This window comes from Agromyces excoecariae (genome assembly GCF_051715505.1).
Taxonomy (GTDB): domain Bacteria; phylum Actinomycetota; class Actinomycetes; order Actinomycetales; family Microbacteriaceae; genus Agromyces.
In genome coordinates this window covers 818,490-842,600 of the sequence record NZ_JBPSLA010000001.1, presented here as the reverse complement: position 1 = coordinate 842,600, position 24,111 = coordinate 818,490, and the positions used below count along the sequence as shown (strand labels likewise).

The window sequence follows — 24,111 nt, the reverse complement described above, 5'->3', positions numbered from 1 at the left end:
CACGCAGGCGAGCGATGCCCTGCATCGTGGCAGAGGGTCGCGCGCGCCGCCAGAGGTCGCGCCCGACGGACGGCACGTCTCAACCGGATCGATGGCGCTTCCACGCGTCGATCTCGCCGTGCAGCCGCGCCCGTTCGCCGCGTTCCAGGAACGCTGAGTCGATCGAGTTCCGCGCCAACTGCTCGAGCGCTCCGTCATCGAGGCCGAACTCAGCGACGACGGCATCGACGTTCGCATCGAGGTGCCCGCCGAAGTAGGCCGGGTCGTCCGAGTTCACGCTCACGAGCAGGCCGAGTTCGAGCATCCGGGGCAGCGGATGCTCCGCCATCGTGTCGACCGTTCGAAGCCGGACGTTCGACAGCGGGCAGACCGTCAGCGGAACGCGGTCGCGAACCAGCCGCTCGACGAGCTCCGGATCCTCGAGGCTCCGGATGCCGTGATCGATGCGTTCGACCCGCAGCAGGTCGAGCGCCTCCCGGACGTACTCCGGCGGGCCCTCCTCGCCGGCGTGCGCCACGACATGGAGCCCGGCGTCGCGGGCCGCCCGGTAGACGTCGACGAACAGCGACGGCGGATACCCGACCTCCGCGGAGTCCAACCCGATGCCGTCGATCGGCAGGCCGGCGTCGAGCACCTCGGCCAGCGCGTGCATCGCATCCTCCGGCGGAAGGTCGCGCCAGAACGACATGATGAGCTTCGTCGTCATCCCGTGGTCGTCGACGCTGCGGTCCAACGCGCTCCGGATGCCGCGGATCACCGTCTCGGCCGGGATCCCCCGCCGCGTGTGCGCCTGGACGTCGAAGAAGATCTCGGCGTGCCGCACCCCTGCGGCCGCCGCACGGACGAGGTACCGCCGAGTGACCTCCGCGAAGTCGTCCTCGTCGCGGAGCACCTCGAGGTTGACGTACAGGAGGTCGAGGAAGGACTGAAGGTCGGTGAATTCGTACTGCGCCTCGAGGTGCTCGAGCGAACGCCACGGCAATTCGAGGCTGTGCTTCGCGGCGGTCTCCATGATGAACGCGGGCTCCAGCGTTCCCTCGAGGTGGAGGTGGAGCTCCGCGACCGGCGGCCTCACGACCAGTTCCTCGGCTTCGGCACGCCGATATCCCAGCCGTCACGGCACGACACCATCCCGGTCCCCCCTCGACAGCTCAGAAATTAGTCCCCGCCTCTCGCTTCGCCTCGGGACCTTCGGCACGTGTGCAGATAGCGGGTTCGGCCCGACCCAGGGCACCTGCGACGATCGCCCGTGCCGGCGTGCGGCAGGGCGCACGCCGGCTCCGATGCGCGCGCCCTGCGTGTCACATCCCGGTGCGGCATCCGGTCTGAACTGGTGTCGGCAGCGGAATCGCCGCGGCCCGGACGGAAGGCACCAGCATGAAGATCGTCGTCATCGGAGGCACCGGACTCATCGGCTCGAAGGTCGTCGAGCTGCTCACCGAGCACGGCCATGAGGCGGTGCCGGCGTCGCCGAACTCCGGCGTGAACACCCTCAGCGGCGACGGCGTCGCCGACGCGCTCCGCGGCGCCGACGTCGTCGTGGACGTGACGAACTCGCCCTCGTTCGCCGACGACGACGTCATGGCCTTCTTCACGACGTCGACCCGGAACCTGCTCGACGCCCAGCGGGAGGCGGGCGTCGGGCACCACGTCGCCCTGTCGATCGTCGGCGCGGACCGGCTGCCCGACAGCGGGTACCTGCGCGCGAAGGTCGCGCAGGAGCGACTCATCACCGACTCGGGTCGGCCGTACACGATCGTCCGTGCAACGCAGTTCTACGAGTTCGCGCGCGCCATCGCCGAGGCGGCGACGGTCGACGGCGTCGTGCGGGCGTCGACCGGCCTGCAGCCCATCGCGGCGGCGGATGTCTCGGCCGCCGTCGCTCGCGCCGCCGCGTCCGAACCCCGGAACGGCGTGCTCGAGATCGGTGGGCCGGAGCGGATCGCCATGCCCGACTTCCTCCGCCGGGGACTCGCCGCGCACGGCGACGAGCGCGAGGTCGTCGCCGATCCCGACGCGACGTACTTCGGCACGCTGCTGCACGGCGGCGAACTCACCCCCGGCGCACGTGCCGAGCTCTCGAGCACGACGTTCGACGAGTGGCTGGCCGCGCAGGCCGCCACGACATCCGCGAAGTAGGCCCGCGGACCGCGCGGTTTATCCCCGTGGGGTACGTCAAGCCACGCATTCTTCGCTTGGCATTAGTACCCCATGGGGGTATAGTCGTCCGTGTTGGCACGGACGAACGGCGTTCCGCCGTTCGCCTGGCGATCCGGAAGGGCGAGACGATGGACGAGCGCGCACGGAGCGACACGCAGCCCCACGAGCAGGCAGGCCATGGCCGAGCGGATGCCGCGAGCGAGGCGATGCACGCAATGCACGGCGAGCACGACCACGACGCGCACGCCGGGCACGACGCACACGCGGGCCACGACGCACACACAGGTCACGATGCCCACGCCGGCCACGACGCACACAGCGGCCACGCCGGCCACGCCGGCCACGCCGGCCACGGCGACCACGTCGGACAGTTCCGCCGACTCTTCTGGATCAACCTCCTCCTCGCCGTTCCGGTCGTCGCGTTCTCGCCGATGTTCGCGATGATCGTCGGCTACGACCTGCCGGAACAGGCCTGGGTCGGGTGGATCTCACCAGTGCTCGGCACCGTCATGTACGTCTGGGGCGGACGCCCCTTCCTGACCGGCGCGGTCAGCGAACTCCGGGCGCTGAAGCCCGGCATGATGCTCCTCATCGGCCTCGCGATCACCGTGGCGTTCCTCGCGAGCTGGGGCGCGACCATCGGGCTCGTCGACCACGAGCTGGACTTCTGGTGGGAACTCGCGCTGCTGATCGTGATCATGCTGCTCGGGCACTGGCTCGAGATGCGCTCGCTCGCGCAGACGACGTCGGCGCTCGACTCTCTCGCCGCGCTGCTGCCCGACGAAGCGGAGCGTGTCGAGGGCGACACGACCGTCACCGTTGCTCCGGCCGACCTCCGCGTCGGCGACGTCGTCGTCGTCCGCCCCGGCGGACGCATCCCCGCAGACGGGACGGTCATCGCCGGCACGGCGAGCATGGACGAGTCCATGATCACCGGCGAATCGAAGACCGTCCGGCGCAGCGACGGCGACCATGTCGTCGCGGGAACGGTGGCCACCGACTCCGGCATCCGCATCGAGGTCGACGCGGTCGGCGACGACACGGCCCTGGCCGGCATCCGTCGCCTCGTCGAGGACGCCCAGAACTCGTCCTCGCGCGCGCAGCGCATCGCCGATCGGGCTGCCGCGTGGCTGTTCTGGTTCGCACTCGGCGCGGCCGTGATCACCGCGGCGGTCTGGAGCATGCTCGGCCTCCCGGACGAAGCCGTCGTGCGAACGATCACCGTCCTCGTGATCGCGTGCCCGCACGCACTGGGACTGGCGATCCCCCTGGTCGTCTCGATCGCCACCGAGCGCGCCGCCCGCGGCGGCGTGCTGATCAAGGACCGACTGGCGCTCGAGAGCATGCGCACGGTGACCAGCGTCCTCTTCGACAAGACCGGCACGCTCACCAAGGGCCAGCCGACCGTCGTCGCCGTCGAGACCGTGCCCGGACGAGACGCCGACGAGGTCCTGGCGCTCGCGGCGGCAGCCGAGACGGACTCCGAGCACCCGCTCGCACGTGCGATCGTCGAATCCGCGACGAGACGGGGCCTGCAGATCGCCGCAGCGACGGGATTCGAGTCCGCGCCCGCGGTGGGCGTCACGGCGACCGTCGGCGGCGCCGCGATCCGAGTCGGCGGCCCGCACCTGCTCGCAGAGGAGGGCGTGGACGAGCTCCCGATCGCGGAGGACTGGCGCGAACACGGCGCGATCATCCTGCACGTGGTCGAGGACGGCACGGTGATCGGCGCGCTCGAGCTCGCCGATGCGATCCGCGACGAATCCCGTGAGGCGGTCGACGCGCTGCACCGGCTCGACATCGAGGTGGTCATGATCACCGGTGACGCCGACGCGGTGGCCCGGTCCGTGGCGTCCGACCTCGGCATCGACCGCTACTTCGCGGGCGTCCGTCCCGAGGACAAGTCGGCGAAGGTCCACGAACTGCAGCGCGAGGGTCGAAGAGTGGCGATGGTCGGCGACGGCGTCAACGACGCCCCCGCGCTCGCGCAGGCCGACGTCGGCATCGCGATCGGCGCGGGCACGGATGTCGCGATCGCCTCGGCCGGCGTGATCCTCGCCAGCGACGACCCCCGTTCCGTGCTGTCGGTCATCGAACTCTCACGGGCGAGTTACCGCAAGATGAAGCAGAACCTCTGGTGGGCCGCCGGGTACAACCTCATCTCGGTCCCGCTCGCAGCCGGCGTGCTCGCACCCATCGGGTTCGTGCTGCCCATGTCCGTCGGCGCCATCCTGATGTCGCTCTCGACCATCATCGTCGCCGGGAACGCGCAGCTCCTGCGCCGACTCGACCTGCGCCCCGAGACGAGCACTCGCGAGATCCTCGGCGACACCGCGGAGCGACGCGCCGGCGAACCGGAGCACGCACGCACCTGAGAGCCCGGGCACCGACGATCCGACGCCGTCGACACATCGTCGCCCGGCCACGCGATCGGCCCCACGTCTCGACTCGCATCCCGCAGGACCCACGTCCCTTGCGTCGGGCGCACCCGACGCGATTGGCTGGGCGGGTCGCCTCGCGACGCGCGAGGGGGAAGGGGACCCCGATGAGCCGCACCGACGCCGCCGAGACCGAGTGGAAGCCGCCCTGGTACCTCCGGCTGCTGAAGATCGCGACCTGGATCCTCTACATCTGGGTGCTGATCGGCGTGATCGCCCTCTCGCTGCGGGTGTTCCTGCTCCTCTTCGCCGCGAATCCCGACGCCGGGTTCGCGGCGTTCGTCTATCGCGTCTCGGATGCGTACCTGCATCCGTTCCGCGACATCTTCCCGACGCGCGACCTCTCCGACGGCGGCTACCTCGACGTGTCGGCTCTCTTCGCGATCATCATCTACTCCCTCATCGCGGGCGGGATCGGTGCCGGCGTCGCGGCGATCGGTCGACGCATCGAGCGGTCAGAGCGGCAGCACCGCGACGAGATGGATCGGATGGCGCGGGCCGAGCAGGCCCGACGCATGCAGGGCGTGGGCACCACGCCGTCCGGTGCGCAGGCCATCGTCGGCGGCTACCCGGCCGGGCAGGTCCCGACGGGCGGTGCGGGCTATCCGCCGCGGCCGGGCGCGGGCGCGACGCCCGGCACAGCGCCCGGTGCACCGCCGAACGGCCCGGCCACCCCGCCGGGTTCGACGCCGCCGTACTGATCGGGCGTCGCCGGGCAGAGCGAGGCGCCGACCGAGGCGCGTCCGACTACACCCGCGCGAGCGCTTCGATGTCCTCCAGGAACGCGGCCGTCGTCTCCGCCGAGACGGTGGTGCGCGTTCCCGCGATCGCGTCGAGGTAGTCCTCGGTGGTCGGCCCGGGGCGCTCGGACGCGCCATCCGGCCCACCCGAGAGCGCGGCCTCGAACGCGCGCTGCGACGCGCTGCGTGCGGCGAACTCGATGTCGGCGGGCGAGAACCCCGCCGTGCGATCCACGAGCGCGCCGAGGTCGACGTCGTCCGCCACGGTCTCCGGAACGTAGCGTTGCCAGATCGCCGTCCGCGCCGTCTCATCCGGCAGGCCGATCGGGATGACGTAGTCGAAGCGGCCGTGGCGCAGGAACGCACTGTCGAGCGCACGGATGAAGTTCGTGGCGCAGACGAGCAGCCGGCCGGGCTGTTCGCGGAAGGCCGGGATGATCTTCAGCAGCTCGTTCGTGACGCCCTGGAGCGGCGACGGCGGTTCGCCGGAGCGCTGCGCCGCGATCTCCTCGACCTCGTCGATGAAGACGACCGCGTGCTCGAGCTCCGCGATCTTCGTGAAGGTGTCGCGCAGCGCCCCCGCCAGCCCGCCCGGATCGGCCGCGAGCCGGGACGGGAACACCTCGACGAACGACCACTCCAGCCGCGAGGCGATCGCCTTCGCGAAGGTCGTCTTGCCCGTCCCGGGCGGGCCGAACAGCACGACGGCACGCGGCGGCACCACGCCGAAGCGCTCGGCGAGGTCGGGCTCGGCGAGCGGCATCACGAGACGCTGCTCGAGGATCTCCTTCTCGCGGCGCATCCCGGCCACGCCCTCCCACAGGTCGCGCGGCAGGATGCGACCGCCGAGCTCGGCGAGCGAGCTGAGCTCCTCGCGCTGGACCGGGGTGCGCCGCTCGTAGTAGCGGAGGTGCTGCCGGAGCTCGAACCCCTGGCGGCGGAAGGCGTCGACCCGCGTCTCCTCCGCCTCGGGCACGAGTGCGGAGAGCTTGCCGAGCCCGTGCGGCTCCATCTTCTTCTCGAGCGCGGCGAGCAGGGCCGTGCCGATCCCCCGACCGCGCCACTCCGGTGTGGTCGCGAGGAAGACGATCCACCCCTGGTTGTGCGCCGCACGACCGACGACCGCGCCGACGACCTCCTCGCCGTGGACGGCGACCAGCGCGTCGTCCTTCTCGCAAGACGCGAGCACCTCGCTCAGCCCGTACACGGGCTCGATCGGCGAGTCCGTCGCGTGCTCCCAGAGGTGCAGGATGCCGTCGAGGTCATCCCGATGGAACTCCCGAATCCGCCACCCGGTCATCCGCCGCCCCTCCCGCCGATGCGTCTCCGGCGTCGTCGCCGTGACGCCAGCGTACGGGGACGGGTCCCGGCGTCCGAACTCCGTGACGCGACGCGTCGGGCTCAGGCGATCCGAACCCGGTCGGTCCAGACGACGACCGACACGACCGCGCCCGACGGTTCGCCGACGATCGGGTCGGTCACTCGGACCAGTGGCGCCCCGCCGGCGGCGACCCTGGACGATCCGCCGAGGGCGCGCGCGGCGACGCAGCCTCGCACACCCTCGCCGCGGCATCCGCTGACGCTCCAGGCGGTCGCGACGGTCGCCACCGGGCGGCCCGCCACGCGTACGCGCGGCTCGACCGAAGCCGTGGTGCCGGCACCGCCGTGCGGACAGCGCACCTGCGTCCCGGCGTCGACGATCGGTTCGGACACGCGCGCCGCCTCAGGTGACCGTGAGGCCGCCGCGATTGACGTCGACGGACGGACCGGAGAGCGTGATGATCGCACCGTGCCCGGTGTCGATGGCGATCCCGCTCTCGGAGAGGGTGACGACGGCCCCGGTCGAGGTCGTGATGCGGATGTCGCCGGGGCGGAGTCCGTCGGCACCGAACGGTTCGAACCACCCGCCCACCCAGATGGGGAAGGCCGGATCGCCGCCCTCGAACTCCACCCACACGGGAGCCCCGACCGAAGGGATCCAGACGAGACCGCCGGCACCGGCCGCCGCCGGCAGGCACGGCGTCGCCCATGACGCCGCATCCCCGCCGAGCACCGCAGGCACGGACACCCGGATCCGGCCCATCGCCAGCGGATCGTTCGCTTCGACGCACGTGCCCCGGTACTTCCCCCAGTACGGCCCGCTCACTCGGCCCCCCGTCTCCGGTCCCACGAACCGGCTTCCGCTCCGCCCGGCGCGCATGCTACTCCGGCGACGTGGGCGCGGCAATCACGCGGCAACCGGCGATACGATCCGTTCACGACGAGGCGAGGGGGCACGATGACCCGCTGGTACGTGATCACGGGTGGCCCGAGTTCGGGCAAGACCACGACGGTCGACCTGCTGCGGCAGCGCGGCTATCGCACCACGATCGAGGAGAGCCGCCACTACATCGACCTGCAGCGGCTCGGCGGGCACTCCGTCGAGGAGACGAGGTCCCGACAGGAGGAGTTCCAGCGGAACGTGCTCGCGCTGCAGCTCGCCCAGGAGGCCGAGCTCGATCCGGAGGAGGTCGTCTTCCTCGACCGGGCCATCCCCGACTCGCTCGCGTACTACCGGCTGCTCGGCCTCGATCCCGACCCCGTCCTGCTCGAGGCGCTCGTGCACGTGCGCTACCGCAAGGTCTTCGTGATGGACCTGCTGCCGCTGCACCGCGACTACGCCAGGACCGAGGATGCCGAGGACCAGCACCGCATCCACGACCTCCTCATGGAGGTCTACCTCTCGCTGCCGATCCCCGTGGTCCGCGTTCCGGTGCTGCCGGCGGAGGAGCGGGTCGAGTTCATCCTCGCGCGACGGTAGCGACGGAACTGCGTCGCGCTCCGACCGTCTCGGAGGGAAGCTCCCCGAACGCACGGGCGTACGACTCCGCGAAGCGCGAGAGATGCACGAACCCCCATCGACGCGCGACGGCGGCGATGGACTGGTCGGGGGGCGCGAAGCGCAGTTCGTCGCGCACTCCGGCGAGGCGGATGCCGCGGAGGTGATCGGACGGCGAATGCCCGAGTTCGTTCGTGAATGCGGCGTGCAGGCCGCGTGCGGAGATGTGGCCGGCTTCCGCGATCCCCTGGACGGTGATCGGCGCGTGCGCGTACGCGTGCATGTGCTCGACGGCGGCGCGGACGACCGCGGAGCGCCCGGCGAGCGGCATCCGTCGGCCGTCGAGGTCGAGCTTGGCGACCTGGAAGGCGTACACGTACGCCACCGCGAGGCGGTTGAACGCGGATGCTGCGACGATCGGTTCCGCGAACGCCTCGGGTGCCGCGAGCATGGCCGAGCGGACGCGGTGCACGATCCGCTCCCAGTGCCGGCCGAGCTCCGGACTGCGGGGGGCGACGCCGACGAAGCCGAGCTCGGCGTCCCCATCCCCCGTGATCGCGCGGACGGCGGCGGCGACGGCGCCGCGGTCGAGCATGACGGCCCGCGCAGCCACGGCGTCCCAGCGAGCCGCGAGCCCCTCGGGCGCCTGGAGGTAGGGCAGCGAGGTGTCGACGGCCGTGCGCCCGTGACGCAGGTCGAAGTCGCGGCCCTTCGCGGAGATGACGACCAGGTCGTCGGATCCCGCGACGGTGGCCGCCGGCGCGGCGAACGCGTACTCGATCACGGTGAACGAGGGCGCGGCGTCGAACCGAAGGCGCACCCGGAAGCTCCCGGGATCCGCTCGTCCGAACGCGAGACGCGGCACCATGGGCTCGAACGCGCGACACGCCGCCTCGGGGTCGCGCGTGTCGAACGCGGACCGGGTGAGTCCGACCATGCAGAATCCTCGCCCCCGGCATCGGGGACGCGCCGGGTCCGGCAAGTGTACGTCGTGAACCTCTGCGACGGCGTATCCGGAATCGGAAGAGTCCTCGGCGGTCGCGTTCGCGCTCGCGTGCGCAGGCGTAGCATTCGGGGTGCGGGCGGTGCCCGATTCTCGGCGGTGGGGGACCGCGAGCATCGGGACCGCCACGCGAATCCTCGCTTCACCGTCGGAAGGAGTCCGGCCGAGATGGGTTCACTCGTCTACGACAGCCGCCAGTCGATCCCCATGGACGACCGCACGCTCGCACATCTCCAGGTCGTCGTGCTCGCCAAGCTCCGGCGCCGCGAGTCGTTCGGCTTCACCGCGATCGTCGACGGACGTGAGGTCAGCCTGTGGCTCGGCCCGTCCGTCGCGCTCGAGTTCGTGTACGCGGACCGGCGTCGTCCCGCGATGAATCGAGCGTGGGTCGAACTGCTCGCGGATGTCGCCGCCTCGCGCGACGGGCTCATAATCGTGCCCGAGCCCGTGGACGTGCCCGCGGAGCGCGGGGTCCGCAAGCGGCCGGCGACCCCGGAGCCGGCACGCCGGCCGCGGCCGCGTCGCCTGCCCGACGTCGCCTGACGCGGACGGCTCCTAGAGCTCCACGACCGTCATGCCCGAGCCGGCTCCCCCGGCACGGCCCATCGCGGCGAGCGCCTCGGGAACCGCGTCGAGCGGAATGGTGCGGCCCACGAGCTCGATCGGGCGGAACGCCCCCGATGCGACCGCGCCGAGCATGTCGTGGTACTCGTGCGCGGCCATGCCGTGGCTGCCGAGAATCTCGAGCTCGCCGTCGATGACCGCGTCCATGGGCATCGCGGCGGTCGCGTCGTCGGCGAGCATGAGCCCGATCTGCACGTGGCGGCCCCGCTTCCTCAGGCTCCGCACCGAGGCGAACGACGTCGCGGGGCTGCCGAACGCGTCGACCGACAGGTCGACCCCGCCGCCGCTCGCCTCGCGCACCCGGTCGGCGGCGCCCTCGCCGCCCCGGATCGGGGTGGCGCCGAGCTCGGCCGCTGCGGCGAGCGCGGCGTCGGAGACGTCGACGCCGTAGACCGGGACCCCGGCTGCGACGGCGATCATGATCGCGGAGAGGCCGACCCCGCCGCATCCGTGCACCGCCACCTGCTCGCCGGGGTGGAGTCGGCCCCGCGTGATGATCGCGCGGTATGCGGTCGCGAAGCGGCACCCGAGTGAGGCGGCCTCGACGAACCCGAGCGAGTCGGGCAGGCGGATGAGGTTGAGCGCGGCCTCGTCGACGACGACGTACTCGGCGAACGAGCCCCAGTGCGTGAAGCCGGGCTGGCGCTGCGCGTCGCAGACCTGCTCGTTGCCCGCGAGGCACTCGACGCAGCGGCCGCAGGCGCAGATGAAGGGCGCGGTCACGCGATCGCCCACGGCCCAGCCCGAGTCATCCGGCACATCGGAGCCGAGTTCGGCGATCTCGCCCGCGAATTCGTGGCCTGGCACATGGGGCAGCGCGATCCCGGCGTCGTGCCCCATCCAGCCGTGCCAGTCGCTGCGGCACAGGCCGGTCGCGCGCACGCGCACGACGGCGCCGCGCGGAGGGCAGGACGGGCGATCGACCTCGACGAGGTCGGGTTCGTCGCCGAATCCGCGGTACATGACGGCGCGCACAGGTCCTCCTCCGGGTGGTGGCCGCCGCCCCGATCGGTGCGGCATCGTGCGCCGGGTCGCGCGCCCCCTCGGCGATGACGTGACGGATGCCGCGGCGAGGCGACCCACGGAATCCTATCGGGAGCGACGACTCGGTCGGCTCCGGTGCGGTCGTGATCTTCCCATCGGATCCAGATTGTGTAACAATCCATGCCATGCGCTCCATCCTCCTCGTGCTCGCCGCCGCGGTGTGCTTCGGCACGACCGGCACCGCGCAGGCGCTCGGGCCCGACGCGGACCCGCTCTCCGTCGGCGCGGCGCGCATCCTCATCGGCGGTGGCGCCCTCGCGGCGATCGCGCTCGCCGTGCATGTCGCCGGACGTCGGAGCGGCGCGACCGGGACATCCGCCGCCCCGACGTCCGGTGGGCGCGCACCGCGCGGGCCCGCGTGGCTCGCCGTCGTCATCGGCACGGCCGGGGTGCTCGCCTACCAGCCCGCGTTCTTCGCGGGGACGGCGGCGAACGGCGTCGCCGTCGGCACCGTCGTCGCGCTCGGCTCGGCCCCGGTGCTCACGGGCGTGCTCGACTGGGCGCTGCGGCGCCGCTTCCCCGGCGGCGCCTGGATGGTCGCGACGGCACTCGCCACCGTCGGCGTCGCAGTGCTCGCGTCGGCGAGCGGTACCGGACCGAGCGCGGTCGACCCGCTCGGGATCGCCGCGTCCGTCGGCGCCGGCGCCTCGTACGCCGTCTACACGCTCGCCGGCAAGTCGCTGCTCGACCGGGGCTGGACGTCGTCCGCGAGCATGGGTGCCATGTTCGGCGCGGCCGCGGCAGCGAGCCTGCCCGTGCTGCTCGCGACCGACCTCGGCTGGCTCGCCACGGCCGAGGGACTCGCGATGGCGCTCTGGCTCGGACTGGTGACGACGACCGCGGCGTACCTCCTGTTCGGTGCGGGCCTCGAGCGCCTCGCCCCGGCCACCGTGTCGACCCTGACCCTCGCCGAACCGCTCACCGCGACGATCCTGGGAGTCTTGGTGCTGCAGGAGCGACTCCCCGTGACCGCCGTCCTCGGGCTCGCCGTGCTGGCGTCCGGCATCGTCCTCCTCGTCGCATCGAGGAGTCGCCGGATGCCACGTGGCGCGGCACCGCGGAGCGACGCCGTCGTGCCGCCGCGCGTCTCCGTCGACGTCGGAGTCACCCCGTAGCGTCGGCGCTCGGATGTGCGGCCCGGCATGGAGTGCGACCGGGAGACGGTGCCGCTAGTCCGTGCCGGACTCCGCCGGTTCCGACAGCGCGAGGCCCGACGCCGCGAGGAACTCGGCCACGGCGCCCGAGATCTCGTCGCGCACGGAGGCGCGGTCTGCGGTCGCCACCCCGTCACCGGCCTGCGGGCCGTAGTCGCCGAACGCCGCGTGGTTCGCCCCCTCGATGAGCGCCGTCGACGCGTCGGCCGGCAGCAGGTCGGCGGCGCTCGCGACCTTCTCGGGCGTGCTCAGCCCGTCGTGCTCGCCGACGAGCGAGAGCACGGCGAGGTCGGTGTCCGAGAGGTCGCCGGCGCAGTAGCTGCCGAAGAGGACGAGGCCCACGACCTCGGTGGTCGCCCCCTGCTCGGCGGCCTCCGCGAGCTGGCAGGAGCGCACCCCACCGAGCGAGTGTCCGCCCACGAGCCACCTCGAGATCTCCGGCGCCTGCGCGGTGAACGCCTCGAGCGGTCGCGTGTCGAAGAAGGCGAGGTTCAGCGTCGGGTGCGTGACGACGATGGTGATCCCGGTCTCCTCGACGATGCCGCTGAGCTTGTAGAGGTACGCGCTCGGCTCGACCCTCGCACCCGGGATGAACACGAGTCCGAGATCGGCGCCCGCGCCGGCCGGTTCGAGCAGGAACCCGTCATCGGTCGCGCTGATCGCGACGTCGGGCGCGCGCCACGCATCGAGCGACGCCTCGCGCTCGCCCGCGTACACGGTGTGCGCCCACACCAGGAACACCACCACCACGACGGCGACGGCACCCAGGACGCCCAGCCCGACGGCACCCGCGCGTCGCATCAGAGCTGGGATCCGTCGACCTGGAAGGTGTTGCAGGCGCCGACGCCGTCCTCGTATCCGGTCGCGAACCAGCGCACGCGCTGCTCGCTCGTGCCGTGCGAGAACGTATGCGGTGTCACCTGACCCTGGGTCGCCTCCTGGATGCGGTCGTCGCCGACCGCCGCGGCGGCATCGATGGCCTGCTGGTACTCGTCACGGCTGATGGGCTGCAGGAACGTCTCGCCGTTCGCATCCTCGGTCGTCGCGGCGGCGCCCGCCCACGCACCGGCGAAGCAGTCGGCCTGCAGCTCGACGCGGACGGCGTTGGAGGTCGGGCCGGTCTCCCCGTCGCGCGTGGAGTCGAGCACACCCGCGATGTTCTGGATGTGGTGGCCGTACTCGTGGGCGACGACGTACATCTCGGCGAGCGGACCGCCCTCCGCCCCGAACTGCTGCTCGAGCTGGTCGTAGAACGAGGTGTCGATGTAGATCGTCTGGTCGGGCGGGCAGTAGAACGGCCCGGTCGCCGACGACGCGTTGCCGCATCCGGTCGCGACCGCGTCGCTGAAGAGGACGAAGCCCTGCGGCCGCACGTACTCGACCCCGATGCTCGACGAGACCTCCGACCAGTACGCGTCGAGGGAGGCATCCGCACCCTTCATGCGGCAGTCGATCTGCTCGTTCGCGTCCTGGCCGGTCCGGCACTGATCGAGCGTGGATTCCTCGCTCGTCGTGCCGCCGCCGGTGCCGCCGAGCAGTCCGGTCAGGTCGACGCCGAGGAACGATCCGACGAGGACGAGCGCCAGGACGCCGAGGCCGCCGCCGACGGCGATACCGGTGTTGCGTCCGCGGCGGGAGGTCCGTCCGCCGCCGATGTCCGCCTTGGGGTTGAACGTCATGGCACGAAACTACCGCGCCCGGTCGTCGGAGCCATCCGCCTTTCGTTCGTCGTCGGCGGCGGCTACGCTCATGTGCCGCGTCGCGGGCGGGTCAGCGGTCAGTCGTCCTCGTCGGCATCGTCATCGTCGTCGTCGCCCTCGTCGTCGTCCGAGTCCTCGTCGTCTTCGTCGTCTTCCTCGTCGTCGTCGTCGTCCGAGTCCTCGTCGTGGTCCTCGTCGTGGTCCTCGTCGTCGTCCGAGCCCGCGTCGTCCGAGCCCTCGTCGTCGTCCTGGTCGTCCGAGCCCTCGTCGTCCGAGTCATCGTCATCGGCCTCGGAACCCTCGTCCGCGTCCTCGCGCTCCTCGCCATCCTCGGACCCCTCGGAATCCTGGGCGCCACCCGAGCCCTCGACAGCCTCGTCGTCCGAGGTCTCGGGCTCGGGCTCGGGCACGGACTCCGCGTCGTCGTCCCGCCCGTCCCCGTCGTCGAGGTCGTCGTCCGCGCCGCCGGCGTGCGCCGCGTCGAGGAAGCCGCCCATGGGGGCGCCGGCCGCGAATCGGTCCGTCGCGCTGACGAGCGCGTCGAGGATCCCGGGCTCGTCGAACGCGTGCCCCGCGTCGTCGATGATCCGGAACTCGGCCTCCGGCCACGCCCGGTGCAGGTCCCACGCCGTCATCACGGGCGTGCACATGTCGTAGCGGCCCTGGATGATGACGGCCGGGATGTCGTGCAGCCGGTGCGCGTCGCGGATGAGCTGGCCCTCTTCCCACCATCCGCCGTGACGGAAGTAGTGGTTCTCGATTCGGGCGAACGCCGTGGCGTACTCGGGCGAGGTGAACCGCGCGATGGTGTCGGCCTGCGGCAGCAGCGTGATGGTCGAGGACTCCCACCGCGACCAGGCGATCGCGGCCGGCTGGTGCACGGCGGGGTCGGGGTGGGTCAGCAGTCGATGGTAGGCGTCGATGAGGTGCACGCGCTCGCCGATCGGCACGGGCGCGAGGAAGTCCTCCCAGAGGTCGGGGAAGATCGCGGACGCCCCGCCCTCGTAGAACCAGTCGAGCTCTTGGCGGCGCAGCGTGAAGATCCCGCGCAGGATGATCTCGGTGACGCGCTCGGGGTGGGTCTCGGCGTAGGCGAGGGCGAGCGCGCTGCCCCACGAGCCGCCGAGCACCTGCCATCGGTCGATGCCGAGGTGCCCGCGCAACCGCTCCATGTCGGCGATCAGGTGCCAGGTCGTGTTGGCCGACAGCACCGCTCCGGGCTCGGAGGCATGCGGTATCGACAGTCCGCACCCGCGCTGGTCGAACAGCACGATCCGGTACTTCGCGGGGTCGAACAGGCGGCGGTGCGCCGGGTTCGTGCCACCGCCGGGGCCGCCGTGCAGGAACACGACCGGCTTGCCGTCGCGATTGCCCGACACCTCCCAGTAGATGTGCTGACCGTCGCCGACGTCGAGCATGCCGGTCTCGAGCGGCTCGATCTCCGGATACAGTTCCCTCATCGTTCCCCCTTGTCCGCTCACGCTAGCGAACGAGCGGATGCCGCGCTCGCGGCGCGCCGCCCCGACGTCTCCGCCCGCAGGGTGTCGGCGCCTTCCCAGCGTCACCGCCTAGCGTGCGGCCATGCGCCCGATCCCAGATCCGGTCGGCCCCGGCCAGGAGTCCGTGTGGGACTATCCGCGACCACCGCGCGTCGAGCCGATCGACGCGCGCGTCGTGATCGAGTTCGGCGGTGAGCGCATCGTCGACACCCGAGACGTCGTCCGCGTCCTCGAGACGAGCCATCCGCCGGTCTACTACCTGCCGATCGACGCATTCGCACCGGGCGCGCTGGCCCCGACCCAAGGGGCGTCGTTCTGCGAGTTCAAGGGCTCCGCGAGGTACTTCGACGTGGTCGCCGGCGGCCGGTCGGCCCGACGCGCCGCGTGGAACTACCCGACCCCGTCGGCCGGCTTCGAGTCGCTCCGCAGCCGGGTCGCCGTGTACGCCGGGCCGATGGACGCCTGCACCGTCGACGGCGAGCAGGTGCTCCCGCAGCCCGGTGGGTTCTACGGCGGCTGGATCACCTCGATCGTGGCGGGTCCGGTCAAGGGCGCCCCGGGGACCATGGGCTGGTGACGGGCGCGGCGTAGGCTCGTGCACATGAGCCGCAGACCGGTCACGATCACGATCACCGGCGCCGGGGGGCAGATCGGCTACGCTCTGCTGTTCCGCATCGCCTCCGGCGCCCTGTTCGGGCCCGACACCGCCGTGCGCCTGAACCTGCTCGAGATCCCCCAGGGCCTCCGCGCGGCCGAGGGCGCTGCGCTCGAACTGCACGACTGCGCGTTCCCGCTGCTCGCGCACGTCGAGGTGACGGCAGACCCGGCCGTCGCGTTCGAGGGGGCGAACGCGGCCCTGCTCGTCGGCGCTCGCCCGCGCACCGCCGGCATGGAGCGCGGCGACCTCCTCGAGGCGAACGGCGGCATCTTCGGCCCGCAGGGGCGCGCGATCAACGATCACGCGGCCGACGACGTGCGGGTCGTGGTCGTGGGCAATCCGGCGAACACGAACTCCCTCATCGCCGCGTCGCACGCCCCCGACGTGCCGAACGAGCGCTTCACGGCGCTCACGCGCCTCGACCACAACCGGGCGCTCGGGCAGCTCGCCGCCGCCGTGGACACGCCGGTCGGCGGCATCCGCGGCGTCACGATCTGGGGCAACCACTCGGCGACCCAGTTCCCGGATGTCGCGCACGCGACGGCCGACGGCGACCCCGTGCCGGGCCTGCTCGCCGCCCGCCTCGGCGGGACCGACGCCGCGCTGGAGTGGCTCGCAGAGGAGTTCATCCCGCGCGTGGCCAAGCGCGGAGCGGAGATCATCGAGGTGCGCGGCTCGTCGTCGGTCGCCTCGGCGGCATCGGCGACGATCGACCACATGCGCGACTGGATGCTCGGCACCGGCGATCACGGCCGCACGAGCGCGGCGATCTGGTCGCACGGCGAGTACGGCGTCGCAGACGGCGTGATCTCCTCGTTCCCAGTGGTCGCCGAGGGCGGCGAGTGGTCGGTGGTCGAGGGCCTCGACATCGACGGCTTCGCGCGCTCGCGGATCGACAGATCGGTCGCGGAGCTCGTGGACGAGCGCGAGGCGGTGCGGGCGCTCGGCCTGATCTGACGGCGACGGATGCCGCGGCTCGCCGCGAGGCATCCGCCACCTGCGCCGGCGCCGATCACCGGTTGCACGTCCGCGCCGCCTACGCTGGCAGCATGGCCGCACGCGAACCGCTCTCCCCCGCACGACGACGCCAGCTGATCGTCGGCCTCGTCGTCGGGCTCATCATCGGACTCGTCGTGAGCCTCTGGACCGGGTTCTGGCTGTGGCTGGCCGCAGGGCTCGCCGTCGGACTCGCCGCCGGCGCGATCATGAAGCCGCCCGGCGACCCCGTGGCCCCCGCGCGCACCCCGCGGCGCGCACGCCCCCCCACCCGGCGCGGGGCGGGGCGCTGCGCGCCCGGCCCGTCGGCGTTCCGCCGGCTATCGCTTGTGCTTCTCGGACTTCTCCGGCGTCGGCAGCGTGCCCGCCGCGCGCTGCGCAGCGTAGTGGGCGCGCGCCTCGTCCTGGCGCGCCTGCTCGGCGCCTGACGCGATCGAGGCCCGCAGGTGCTCAGGAGCGAAGCCGAAGGCGTCGACGAGGTCGAGCGCGTACGGGCGGAGCCGCTCGACGAGACGGTCGATGTACGCCGACACGGCCTGCGCGCGCTGCGGCGACAGTCGGCCGTGGATGAGGTACCACGACAGGTGCTTCTCGAGGAGTCCGAGGCCGAAGAGGTCGCGAAGCCAGGTGAGGACCTGCCTGGTGCCCGCGTCCTCGGTGCGGGCGAGGCCTCGGGTGAACGCCTCCCACTGGAGCAGCTCGCCGTGGGCACGGGCCGCCTCGATGAGCTCGTTCTGGTTGCGGTTGAAGAGCGCCGCCTGGTCGGCCTTCGACAGCTTCCGTGCGTCGCGGAGTCGCCCGGCGATCTCGCTGATCATGGCCTCGACGCGGTCGGTCAGGAGCTCGCGCTGCGTCTCCTCGTCGCGGAGCTCGTGCACCGAACGAGCCGTCGATCCGAAGTCGGCGACGGTCTGCGCGAGGCGGCGCAGCCCCGTGCCGTGGTAGGCGCGGTCGGCGGCCTGCGCCACGACGTAGCGCGCCATCGCGCCGGCATCCGCCTTCGCGAACTGCTTCGAGAAGTCGGTGAGCAGGCGCTTGGCGACCAGCTGCAGCAGGACGTTGTTGTCGCCCTCGAAGGTGACGTAGATGTCGAGGTCCTGGCGGAGCCCGACCAGGCGGTTCTCGGCGAGGAAGCCGGCGCCGCCGCAGGCCTCGCGAGCCTCCTGCAGCGTCTCGAGGGCGTGCCAGCTGGACAGCGGCTTCAGCGCCGCAGCGATCGTCTCGAGGTCCTGTCGGTCGTCGTCGGTGTCGGCGTCGCCTGAGAACACCGCGTCGAACTTCACCAGGAACTCGTCGTGCGCGAAGACCTGCGCGTAGGTCGTGGCGAGCTTGGGCAGCAGGCGGCGCTGGTGGCGCTGGTAGTCGAGCAGCACCTCCTCGTCGGTGTCGCTTCCGGCGTTGAACTGGCGACGCTGGGTGCCGTAGGTGATGGCGATCGCGAGCCCCATCGCACTCGCGAGCGTCGCCGCACCGTCGAGCGAGACGCGCCCCTGGACGAGCGTGCCGAGCATCGTGAAGAAGCGTCGGCCCGGGCTCGAGATCGGGCTGGAGTAGGTTCCGTCGGCGGCGACGTCGCCATATCGGTTCAGGAGGTCCTCGCGAGGCACGCGGACGTCGGTGAAGTGCAGGCGGCCGTTGTCGATGCCGTTGAGGCCGCCCTTCAGGCCGTCGTCTTCGCCGCCGATGCCCGGGAGGAACGCACCGGTCTCGTCGCGGAGCGGCACGTAGAAGGCGTGCACGCCGTGGTTCACGCCCTTCGTGACGAGCTGGGCGAAGACCACTGCGGCGATGCCGTGCAGTGCGGCGTTGCCGAGGTAGTCCTTCCAGGCGCCGCGGAACGGCGTGTTCAGGACGAACTCCTCGGTCTCGGGGTCGTACGTCGCGGTGGTGCCGATCGCGGCGACGTCGGAGCCGTGGCCGGTCTCGGTCATCGCGAAGGCTCCGGGCACCTCGAGGCTCATGATGCCCGGCAGGTACTTCTCGTGGTGCTTCTCGGTGCCGAGGTGCAGCACGGCGGCGCCGAAGAGCCCCCACTGAACGCCCGACTTGATCTGGAGGCTGGGGTCGGCGAGCACGAGCTCCTCGAACGCGGCGATATTGCCGCCGTGGTCGTCCTCACCGCCGAGGCCCTTCGGGAACGCCTTGTGCACGGCGCCCGACTCGACGAGCAGCTTCAGCTGGCCGAGGACGCGCTCGCGGTGCTCCGCCATGGACTGGCCGTCGATGCGCTGGAACGCGGGCTGCGCCGCCCGGTCGCGCGCGGCGAGCCGGGCCTCGGGCCACGTTCCGAGGAGCTGGCGCGCGAGCGCGCCGACGTCGACGACGGGCGCGGCGCTCGCGTCGATCGGGGTGTTCGCGGGAGTTGCCGCCGCCGCACGCTCCGGGGTGCCGGGGCGCTCAGTCGTGGGCGCAGGAGTGGCGTCGGTTCGGGATGCCGTGTCGACCATCGTCGGTTCGTCCTTCGTACGCGGGATAGGGCTGATCTCACGGTACGGCGGACGTGCGAGCGGGCGGAGAACTGCGTCCGTCGCCTACAAAGGCCGGTTCGCGGCATCCGAACCCTGTTGTGGAACCTTACAAACCCAATGTCGTTCGCTCTTGGATCATCGACAAGGTTCCCGCTGGTTCACGGCTCCGAGGGCTGATCGGGCGCGAGTCCGCGGAAGAATCGCGTCGATTCGCCCGACCAGAGCAGGAGCAGGATCGCGACCGCGATGAGGGCGCTCACGATCTCGTTGACCGCGCTCGCCGGGTTCGCGATGGCCGCGCTGACCGACGCGATGATCGAGAACACCTCGATCACCGTGATCGCGATGCGCGCCACGGAGTTGCCCCGCATGAGCCCGAATGCGACGACGGCGGCGATCGCCCCCAGCACGAGCGAGACCGAACCCATGATCGCCCACGTCGTGCGCGACGCGGCGTCGTCGCCCCCGATGGTCGCGAGCGTCAGCAGGAAGAAGCCCGCCACGAGGTCGAGCGCGGCGTTCACCCAGACGAGTGCGCCCACGACCGTCACCGCCGCCGGTCGACGGACTCCTTCGACATCCTGCCTGCTCATACGTCCTCCTCGTTCATTCGGTTGGTCGTCATGGTCGACGGTCAGCGCGTGAAGAACGCGCTGGCCTTCGGCGTCCAGAGCAGGATCACGACGAGTGCCGAGACCGCAAGGCCGATCCACTCGCCGACGGGGATGCCGAGGTACGCCACTGCGAGGAAGAGCGACCCGATGATCGAGATGACCTGGAGCACCGTCACGATCAGGCGGGCGGGCTGGCTGCCGCGGAGCAGGCCGCCTGCGAGGACCGCGGTGATCAGGCCGACGACGATGGACGCGATCGCGGCGGTGATGAGCGGACCGGTGCCGCCGAACCCGTCGACGACCTCGGGCACCGCGAGCAGGAAGAAGAGGATCACGCCGGAGATCATGTCGATCGCCCCGGCGATGAATGCCAGGACTCCGATGATCGTGATCGTCACCGGCCGGCTTCCCTGTGCTGTGGACATGCGCTCCCCCGAATCCGCGCCGCCGCACTGACGGCCTCTGGCCTGATGCTAGCGACGGCGGCGCTGCGAGCGCGAGGGCCGACCGGCACGTGTCGTGGACGGCGCGGATGCCGCGGCCCGCGAATTCGCGAGTGCGGCGATCGAGGGAGCCGACCGAGGAAGGCCCGACGACGAAGCGGAGCGACGAACCCGATTCCGATGCGCGGCTCAGGCCGAGTGCTCGGCCACGACCCGCACGAGGGCCTCGCCGTAGGCGTCGAGCTTCTTCGCGCCGATGCCCGAGATGCCATCGAGGTCGGCGACACCGGAGGGTCGGCGCACGGCGACCGCACGGAGGGTGGCATCGCCGAAGACGATGTAGGCGGGCACCCCCTGCTCGCGAGCCTCGGACGCCCGCCAGGCGCGCAGCGCCTCGAAGAGCTCGGCGTCGCGCGGCTCCAGGTCGGCCGCAGCAGGAGCCGCGGCTCGGCTCGACCTCGAGGCGCGCACCGGACGCTCGGGCTCGGTGCGGAACGAGACCTGCGTCGCGCCCGAGAGGACGCCGGCCGAGGCATCCGTCAGCGACAGCACGCCGTATTCGCCGACCGACTGCAGCAGGCCCTGTGCGAGAAGCTGGCGCACGACCCCGCGCCACTGGGCTTCGGAGAGGTCGTCGCCGATCCCCCACGTCGCGAGCGAGTCGTGGCCGTACTGCTCGACGCGTGCCGTGCGCTTGCCCCGGAGGATGTCGACGAGGTGACCCGCGCCGTACCGTTGGCCGCGCTCGCGCTGCAGCCGCACGATCGTGGACATGAGCTTCTGCGCGGCGACCGTGCCGTCCCACGAGGCCGGCGGCTCGAGGCAGGTGTCGCAGTTGCCGCACGGCGCACTCCGCTCGCCGAAGTACGCGAGGAGGTTCTGGCGACGGCACTGCACGGTCTCGCAGAGCGCGAGCATCGCGTCGAGGTGCGACGCGAGCCGGCGCCGGTGGGCCAGGTCGCCGGGGCTCTCGTCGATCATGCGGCGCTGCTGCACCACGTCCTGCAGGCCGTAGGCGAGCCACGTCGTCGACGGCAGTCCGTCGCGACCCGCACGACCCGTCTCCTGGTAGTAGCCCTCGACCGACTTCGGCAGGTCGACGTGCGCGACGAACCGGACGTCGGGCTTGTCGATGCCCATGCCGAAGGCGATCGTCGCCACGACGACCACGCCGTCCTCCCGGAGGAAGCGCTCCTGCGTGCGACGACGCGTCTCGGCGTCGAGCCCTGCGTGGTACGGCATCGCATCGACGCCGTTCGCCGCGAGGAACGCCGCGAACTTCTCGGTGCTCGCGCGGGAGAGCGCGTAGACGATGCCGGCGACCGGCTGGCCGTCGGCGTCGCGCCCCTCGGTGCGGACGAAGTCGAGCAGTTGCCGCCGGACGTCGAGCTTCGGGGCGATGCGGTACTGGATGTTCGGCCGATCGAAGCTCGACACGAAGTGGCGTGCGTCGGCGAGCGAGAGCCTCGTCGTGATCTCGCGATGCGTCGCCTCGGTCGCCGTCGCGGTGAGCGCGATGCGCGGCACGTCGGGCCAGCGTTCGGCGAGCTCGGCGAGGGCCAGGTAGTCGGGGCGGAAGTCGTGCCCCCACTGGGCGACGCAGTGCGCCTCGTCGATGGCGAACAACGCGACCGTGCCTCGCTCGAGGAAGCGCTTGGTCTGCTCGGACCCGAGCCGTTCGGGTGCCACGTAGAGGAGGTCGAGCTCGCCGGCCAGGTACGCCCGCTCGACGACCGCCCGTTCCGCGGGCGACTGCGACGAGTTCAGGTAGCCGGCCCGCACGCCGTTGCGCACGAGGGCGTCGACCTGGTCGTGCATGAGCGCGATGAGCGGCGAGACCACGACGCCGGTGCCCTCGCGCAGCAGTGCCGGCACCTGGTAGCAGAGGCTCTTGCCGCCGCCCGTGGGCATGAGCACCACCGCGTCGCCGCCTGCGGAGACGTGCTCGATGATCGCGGCCTGCTCACCGCGGAACGCGTCGTAGCCGTAGACGGTTCGCAGGGCCTCGAGCGCCGAGTCGAAGCGCGCCGGTGCGGCGGCCGCGGCACCGGCCGGTGCCATCCGCTCGCCGTCGCCGGACCGACCGATCGCGTCGGCGGGCGGCGGGGGCGCCCACTCGTCGTCGGGCGGCGCGAGCTCGTCCGGGTCCCACGGGACCTCGTCGGCCCACGGGGGTGCGCCGGCGGGGTCGGGGTGCTCGCTCCAAGTCACCCGTCGACCCTACCCGGCGGTTCGGACACCCCCGGCGGCGATCGCGATCCCTTCCGCGCGCGGCGGTCGGGGAGGACGGGTCGTCGTGCGAGTCTCCTGTGAAGCGCGGTCGATCGCTCCGGCGCATCCTAGGCTCGCGTCCATGACCCGCATCGAGCAGGCGCGCATCCTCGTGGTCGGGGCGACCGGCGTGCTCGGGAGCCTGATCGCCGAGCGCCTCGCCGAGCGCGGAGCGCGACTGGCGCTGCACGGCCGCGACGCCTCGCGACTGGGCGGCCGGGCGGCCGACGCGACGATCGCGATCGACCTCACCGACGCCGACGCCCCCGAGGCGATCGTCGACCGCGCCGTCGAGGCGCTCGGCGGACTCGACGCGATCGTCATCGCCGCGGGTGTCGTGGGGTTCGACGGGGCGGCCGAGACCGCCCGACAGGACCTCGAGACCCTGTTCACCGTGAACGCCCTCGCACCGATGCGCATCATCTCGGTCGCCCTGCCGAGCCTCCGGCAGTCCGCGACCGAGGGGAACGGTCCGGTCGTGCTCACCATCTCGGGCATCGTCTCGCAGCTTCCCACCGCGGGGCTCGCGAGCTACTCGGCCTCGAAGGCCGCACTCGCGGCCTACGTCGCGGCCGCCGGCCGGGAACTCCGGCGCAGCGGCATCCGCCTGGTCGACGCCCGCCCCGGCCACATCGAGACCGGTCTCGCCGATCGCCCGCTGTTCGGGACCGCGCCCCGGTTCCCGACGGGGCACGACCCGGCCGCCGTCGCCGACCGGCTCGTTCGCGCGATCGAGGACGAGACGACGACGCTGCCGCCCGACGCGTTCGTCGGCGCCTGAACCGACGCCGACGCACGCCGGACGGCAGCGCGATCGTCAGTCGCGGGGCTTCGGCCCGTCGCCGGAGTCTTCCGGGTCGGTCTCAGCGGCGTCGCCCGATGCCGCGGCGCCCCCGGGCGTGCGGCGGACGAACAGGAATGCGACCGCCGCTGCGACGACCACGGCCAGCACGCCGGCGCCGATCCACAGGAGGTCCTGCGCGGCACCGCTCGCGGAAGCGTCGCCATCCTGCTCCGCGTCGCCGCCCTCGGCCGCGCCGGCGGCCTCGGCGCACGGCGCATCCTCGGCTCCGTCGGCCACCGACTCACCGTCTGCAGGCTCCCAGTCGAATTCGAACTCCCCGGAGATCGGGTGCCCGTCGGCGGAGACGACCCGCCAGACGACGGTGTACTCGCCCGGCTCGCCGAGCTCGGCCGAGACGCTCGCGACGGGACCGTCGACCGTCGCGCACTGGGTCGCATAGTGCCGGCCGTCGGGACCGACCACGTCCATGGCCGCGGCTCCCTCCGCGTCGAGCAGCGCGTCGTTCGTCTCGAGCCAGACGACGCCGGGTTGCTCGGTGACGGTCTCCTCGCCGTCGGGCGAGACCGCGATCACCGTGTTGTGGGCGAAGGCGGGCACGGCAGGACCGGCCACCGCGGCCAGGACGGCGAACGCCGCCCCGGCCATGGCGAGCTGCACGTTCCGGCGCGACATGGGG

Annotated in this window: 22 protein-coding genes and 1 pseudogene; 9 read left to right on the top strand and 14 right to left on the bottom strand. The window is 72.1% G+C overall.

What is annotated here, in order from left to right; translation table 11 throughout:
• Positions 1 to 79 precede the first annotated feature (79 nt).
• Positions 80 to 1,075: an adenosine deaminase gene (locus ACSJD1_RS03885; protein WP_438853996.1), complete on the bottom strand. Its 996-nt coding sequence runs from the start codon at positions 1,073 to 1,075 to the stop codon at positions 80 to 82.
• Positions 1,076 to 1,377: 302 nt separating this feature from the next.
• Between ACSJD1_RS03885 and ACSJD1_RS03880 the strand changes: the two genes are divergently transcribed.
• The 3 genes from ACSJD1_RS03880 (at position 1,378) to ACSJD1_RS03870 (ending at position 5,299) form a co-directional block, all read left to right on the top strand.
• On the top strand, positions 1,378 to 2,139 hold the full coding sequence (locus tag ACSJD1_RS03880) for an SDR family oxidoreductase (protein ID WP_438853995.1): 762 nt from the start codon (positions 1,378 to 1,380) through the stop codon (positions 2,137 to 2,139).
• A 149-nt stretch (positions 2,140 to 2,288) separates the two neighbouring features.
• A complete protein-coding gene (locus ACSJD1_RS03875; protein WP_438853994.1) occupies positions 2,289 to 4,535 on the top strand; it encodes a heavy metal translocating P-type ATPase in 2,247 nt (748 codons plus the stop codon).
• A 170-nt stretch (positions 4,536 to 4,705) separates the two neighbouring features.
• On the top strand, positions 4,706 to 5,299 hold the full coding sequence (locus ACSJD1_RS03870; RefSeq protein WP_438853993.1) for a YggT family protein: 594 nt from the start codon (positions 4,706 to 4,708) through the stop codon (positions 5,297 to 5,299).
• A 46-nt stretch (positions 5,300 to 5,345) separates the two neighbouring features.
• Here the strand turns inward: ACSJD1_RS03870 and ACSJD1_RS03865 are convergent, their stop codons facing one another.
• From ACSJD1_RS03865 to ACSJD1_RS03855, 3 genes are all read right to left on the bottom strand, one after another.
• Positions 5,346 to 6,638 carry an ATP-binding protein gene (locus tag ACSJD1_RS03865; RefSeq protein WP_438853992.1) on the bottom strand — a complete coding sequence of 431 codons (1,293 nt, stop codon included), beginning with the start codon at positions 6,636 to 6,638 and terminating at the stop codon, positions 5,346 to 5,348.
• 101 nt (positions 6,639 to 6,739) lie between these two features.
• Complete coding sequence (locus ACSJD1_RS03860) at positions 6,740 to 7,051, bottom strand: PAAR domain-containing protein (RefSeq protein ID WP_438853991.1); 312 nt, start codon at positions 7,049 to 7,051, stop codon at positions 6,740 to 6,742.
• 10 nt (positions 7,052 to 7,061) lie between these two features.
• Positions 7,062 to 7,484 (bottom strand): phage baseplate assembly protein V, encoded by a 423-nt coding sequence (locus ACSJD1_RS03855; RefSeq protein WP_438853990.1) that lies wholly within the window; start codon positions 7,482 to 7,484, stop codon positions 7,062 to 7,064.
• Between the two features lie 132 nt (positions 7,485 to 7,616).
• Between ACSJD1_RS03855 and ACSJD1_RS03850 the strand changes: the two genes are divergently transcribed.
• Positions 7,617 to 8,138 (top strand): AAA family ATPase, encoded by a 522-nt coding sequence (locus ACSJD1_RS03850; protein WP_438853989.1) that lies wholly within the window; start codon positions 7,617 to 7,619, stop codon positions 8,136 to 8,138.
• On the opposite strand, the gene ACSJD1_RS03845 is transcribed toward ACSJD1_RS03850, so the two are convergent.
• Positions 8,119 to 9,093 carry a helix-turn-helix transcriptional regulator gene (locus ACSJD1_RS03845; protein WP_438853988.1) on the bottom strand — a complete coding sequence of 325 codons (975 nt, stop codon included), beginning with the start codon at positions 9,091 to 9,093 and terminating at the stop codon, positions 8,119 to 8,121. The two genes, ACSJD1_RS03850 and ACSJD1_RS03845, sit on opposite strands and share 20 nt — an antisense overlap.
• Before the next feature lie 234 nt (positions 9,094 to 9,327).
• Between ACSJD1_RS03845 and ACSJD1_RS03840 the strand changes: the two genes are divergently transcribed.
• Positions 9,328 to 9,702, top strand: coding sequence for a DUF7882 family protein (locus ACSJD1_RS03840; protein ID WP_438853987.1), 375 nt, complete (start codon positions 9,328 to 9,330; stop codon positions 9,700 to 9,702).
• A 12-nt stretch (positions 9,703 to 9,714) separates the two neighbouring features.
• Here the strand turns inward: ACSJD1_RS03840 and ACSJD1_RS03835 are convergent, their stop codons facing one another.
• Positions 9,715 to 10,758 (bottom strand): alcohol dehydrogenase catalytic domain-containing protein, encoded by a 1,044-nt coding sequence (locus ACSJD1_RS03835; protein ID WP_438853986.1) that lies wholly within the window; start codon positions 10,756 to 10,758, stop codon positions 9,715 to 9,717.
• A gap of 194 nt (positions 10,759 to 10,952) precedes the next feature.
• On the opposite strand from ACSJD1_RS03835, the gene ACSJD1_RS03830 reads away from it, so the two are divergent.
• Positions 10,953 to 11,942 (top strand): DMT family transporter, encoded by a 990-nt coding sequence (locus ACSJD1_RS03830; RefSeq protein ID WP_438853985.1) that lies wholly within the window; start codon positions 10,953 to 10,955, stop codon positions 11,940 to 11,942.
• A gap of 54 nt (positions 11,943 to 11,996) precedes the next feature.
• On the opposite strand, the gene ACSJD1_RS03825 is transcribed toward ACSJD1_RS03830, so the two are convergent.
• The 3 genes and pseudogenes from ACSJD1_RS03825 to pip form a co-directional block, all read right to left on the bottom strand.
• Positions 11,997 to 12,782: an alpha/beta hydrolase gene (locus ACSJD1_RS03825; RefSeq protein WP_438853984.1), complete on the bottom strand. Its 786-nt coding sequence runs from the start codon at positions 12,780 to 12,782 to the stop codon at positions 11,997 to 11,999.
• Positions 12,782 to 13,660: a KPN_02809 family neutral zinc metallopeptidase gene (ypfJ, locus tag ACSJD1_RS03820; RefSeq protein WP_438853983.1), complete on the bottom strand. Its 879-nt coding sequence runs from the start codon at positions 13,658 to 13,660 to the stop codon at positions 12,782 to 12,784. The genes ACSJD1_RS03825 and ypfJ overlap by 1 nt, the downstream gene beginning before the upstream one ends.
• 530 nt (positions 13,661 to 14,190) lie before the next feature.
• A pseudogene (gene pip / locus ACSJD1_RS03815) lies at positions 14,191 to 15,141 on the bottom strand (prolyl aminopeptidase); the annotation flags it as partial.
• 121 nt (positions 15,142 to 15,262) lie between these two features.
• On the opposite strand from pip, the gene ACSJD1_RS03810 reads away from it, so the two are divergent.
• Positions 15,263 to 15,757 (top strand): DUF427 domain-containing protein, encoded by a 495-nt coding sequence (locus ACSJD1_RS03810; protein WP_438853982.1) that lies wholly within the window; start codon positions 15,263 to 15,265, stop codon positions 15,755 to 15,757.
• Positions 15,758 to 15,781: 24 nt separating this feature from the next.
• On the top strand, positions 15,782 to 16,795 hold the full coding sequence (locus ACSJD1_RS03805) for a malate dehydrogenase (protein WP_438853981.1): 1,014 nt from the start codon (positions 15,782 to 15,784) through the stop codon (positions 16,793 to 16,795).
• Positions 16,796 to 17,154: 359 nt separating this feature from the next.
• Here ACSJD1_RS03805 and ACSJD1_RS03800 read toward each other — a convergent pair whose 3' ends face one another.
• The 4 genes from ACSJD1_RS03800 to recQ form a co-directional block, all read right to left on the bottom strand.
• A complete protein-coding gene (locus tag ACSJD1_RS03800; protein WP_438853980.1) occupies positions 17,155 to 19,281 on the bottom strand; it encodes an acyl-CoA dehydrogenase family protein in 2,127 nt (708 codons plus the stop codon).
• 179 nt (positions 19,282 to 19,460) lie between these two features.
• Positions 19,461 to 19,895, bottom strand: a complete 435-nt coding sequence (locus tag ACSJD1_RS03795) for a DUF7144 family membrane protein (protein ID WP_438853979.1) — start codon at positions 19,893 to 19,895, stop codon at positions 19,461 to 19,463.
• A gap of 41 nt (positions 19,896 to 19,936) precedes the next feature.
• A complete protein-coding gene (locus ACSJD1_RS03790) occupies positions 19,937 to 20,341 on the bottom strand; it encodes a hypothetical protein (RefSeq protein WP_438853978.1) in 405 nt (134 codons plus the stop codon).
• A gap of 207 nt (positions 20,342 to 20,548) precedes the next feature.
• Positions 20,549 to 22,420 (bottom strand): DNA helicase RecQ, encoded by a 1,872-nt coding sequence (gene recQ, locus ACSJD1_RS03785; RefSeq protein ID WP_438854119.1) that lies wholly within the window; start codon positions 22,418 to 22,420, stop codon positions 20,549 to 20,551.
• A 292-nt stretch (positions 22,421 to 22,712) separates the two neighbouring features.
• Between recQ and ACSJD1_RS03780 the strand changes: the two genes are divergently transcribed.
• Complete coding sequence (locus ACSJD1_RS03780; protein WP_438853977.1) at positions 22,713 to 23,411, top strand: SDR family NAD(P)-dependent oxidoreductase; 699 nt, start codon at positions 22,713 to 22,715, stop codon at positions 23,409 to 23,411.
• Positions 23,412 to 23,447: 36 nt separating this feature from the next.
• Here the strand turns inward: ACSJD1_RS03780 and ACSJD1_RS03775 are convergent, their stop codons facing one another.
• Entirely contained in the window at positions 23,448 to 24,107 is a 660-nt protein-coding gene (locus tag ACSJD1_RS03775) for a copper resistance CopC family protein (RefSeq protein ID WP_438853976.1), read from the bottom strand.
• Positions 24,108 to 24,111 lie beyond the last annotated feature (4 nt).

Bases quoted from the DNA above. Each gene is read 5' to 3' on its own strand.
- ACSJD1_RS03880 (WP_438853995.1), top strand. From the start codon at position 1,378: ATGAAGATCGTCGTCATCGGAGGCACCGGACTCATCGGCTCGAAGGTC.
- ACSJD1_RS03875 (WP_438853994.1), top strand. From the start codon at position 2,289: ATGGACGAGCGCGCACGGAGCGACACGCAGCCCCACGAGCAGGCAGGC.
- ACSJD1_RS03870 (WP_438853993.1), top strand. From the start codon at position 4,706: ATGAGCCGCACCGACGCCGCCGAGACCGAGTGGAAGCCGCCCTGGTAC.
- ACSJD1_RS03865 (WP_438853992.1), bottom strand. From the start codon at position 6,638: ATGACCGGGTGGCGGATTCGGGAGTTCCATCGGGATGACCTCGACGGC.
- ACSJD1_RS03850 (WP_438853989.1), top strand. From the start codon at position 7,617: ATGACCCGCTGGTACGTGATCACGGGTGGCCCGAGTTCGGGCAAGACC.
- ACSJD1_RS03845 (WP_438853988.1), bottom strand. From the start codon at position 9,093: ATGGTCGGACTCACCCGGTCCGCGTTCGACACGCGCGACCCCGAGGCG.
- ACSJD1_RS03840 (WP_438853987.1), top strand. From the start codon at position 9,328: ATGGGTTCACTCGTCTACGACAGCCGCCAGTCGATCCCCATGGACGAC.
- ACSJD1_RS03830 (WP_438853985.1), top strand. From the start codon at position 10,953: ATGCGCTCCATCCTCCTCGTGCTCGCCGCCGCGGTGTGCTTCGGCACG.
- ACSJD1_RS03825 (WP_438853984.1), bottom strand. From the start codon at position 12,782: ATGCGACGCGCGGGTGCCGTCGGGCTGGGCGTCCTGGGTGCCGTCGCC.
- ypfJ (WP_438853983.1), bottom strand. From the start codon at position 13,660: ATGACGTTCAACCCCAAGGCGGACATCGGCGGCGGACGGACCTCCCGC.
- ACSJD1_RS03810 (WP_438853982.1), top strand. From the start codon at position 15,263: ATGCGCCCGATCCCAGATCCGGTCGGCCCCGGCCAGGAGTCCGTGTGG.
- ACSJD1_RS03805 (WP_438853981.1), top strand. From the start codon at position 15,782: ATGAGCCGCAGACCGGTCACGATCACGATCACCGGCGCCGGGGGGCAG.
- ACSJD1_RS03800 (WP_438853980.1), bottom strand. From the start codon at position 19,281: ATGGTCGACACGGCATCCCGAACCGACGCCACTCCTGCGCCCACGACT.
- ACSJD1_RS03795 (WP_438853979.1), bottom strand. From the start codon at position 19,895: ATGAGCAGGCAGGATGTCGAAGGAGTCCGTCGACCGGCGGCGGTGACG.
- ACSJD1_RS03790 (WP_438853978.1), bottom strand. From the start codon at position 20,341: ATGTCCACAGCACAGGGAAGCCGGCCGGTGACGATCACGATCATCGGA.
- recQ (WP_438854119.1), bottom strand. From the start codon at position 22,420: ATGGCACCGGCCGGTGCCGCGGCCGCCGCACCGGCGCGCTTCGACTCG.
- ACSJD1_RS03780 (WP_438853977.1), top strand. From the start codon at position 22,713: ATGACCCGCATCGAGCAGGCGCGCATCCTCGTGGTCGGGGCGACCGGC.
- ACSJD1_RS03775 (WP_438853976.1), bottom strand. From the start codon at position 24,107: ATGTCGCGCCGGAACGTGCAGCTCGCCATGGCCGGGGCGGCGTTCGCC.